The 927-nt window shown below is 35.3% G+C and carries 2 protein-coding genes; both read left to right on the forward strand.

All coding sequences use genetic code 11. The annotated features are described in order from the left end of the window. Positions 1–103 precede the first annotated feature (103 nt). Positions 104–466 carry a nuclear transport factor 2 family protein gene (locus BKO01S_RS23600; RefSeq protein WP_066060226.1) on the forward strand — a complete coding sequence of 121 codons (363 nt, stop codon included), beginning with the start codon at positions 104–106 and terminating at the stop codon, positions 464–466. Between the two features lie 26 nt (positions 467–492). Continuing rightward, entirely contained in the window at positions 493–726 is a 234-nt protein-coding gene (locus BKO01S_RS23605; RefSeq protein ID WP_066060227.1) for a GrpB family protein, read from the forward strand. The last annotated feature ends 201 nt before the right edge of the window (positions 727–927 follow it).

The raw sequence follows: 927 nt of genomic DNA on the forward strand, positions 1-927 counted from the left end.
TTTTTTTTTAGAAGGGGTGTTCAAGGTGTAAACCAACCAATTAAAGAAGGAATCGGTCTCGTTTTGTTGAATTATTTACTAATATTCTAAAGGAGACATCCATATGAAAACTAATAATTATTTGAATGATCATATAAGGCAGTTGGAAGAGAAATTGTTAAACCCTAAAGTCCGTTCATCAAAAATGGAACTTAAAAAATTATTGGATGATGGCTTCTTTGAGTTCGGGAGTTCAGGTAGGGTTTTGTATAAAGATGAAGACATTGAAGATGGTGGAATTGGTATCGTTAAAATGAGGATGAGTGCTTTTGAACTTCATCCTCTATCTGATTCAGTAGTGCTAGCAACATACAGAATCTTTAATGAAGATAGTAAACAACATTCTTTACGTAGTTCGATATGGAAACTGAATGAGGGGTCCTGGAAAATGGTCTTTCACCAAGGAACAAAAACAAATGATTTTTAACTAAGAACAGCTGGAGGGCGAGGTTAATGTCCGAAACAGGTAATAATCAGTCTGGCATTGAGATATATGACTACGATGGTAATTGGAGAAAAACATTTTTATTAATAGAAGAAGTCTTGAAAAACACACTAGGAAACTTACTACTACGTGTAGAACATGTTGGAAGTACATCTGTAAGGGGACTGGCAGCGAAACCGATAGTAGATATTGACGATGAAATGGTATTATACCCGATGTTACGGAAGGTCTTGAAACAGTAGGGTACTTTCATCAGGAAAATTGGCTGGAAATTGTATGTCCTAAAGCTTGACTTAGTTTACTAGTTCTACTAGTTTTTGGGAATCATATGTCCTGAAGCTTGACTTAGTTCACTGGTTCTACTAGTTTTTGGAAATCATATGTCCTATAGCTTGACTTAGTTCACCGATTCTACTAGTTTTTGGAAATCATATGTCCTAAAG

This window comes from Robertmurraya korlensis NBRC 107688, assembly GCF_001591645.1.
Classification (GTDB): domain Bacteria; phylum Bacillota; class Bacilli; order Bacillales; family Cytobacillaceae; genus Robertmurraya_A.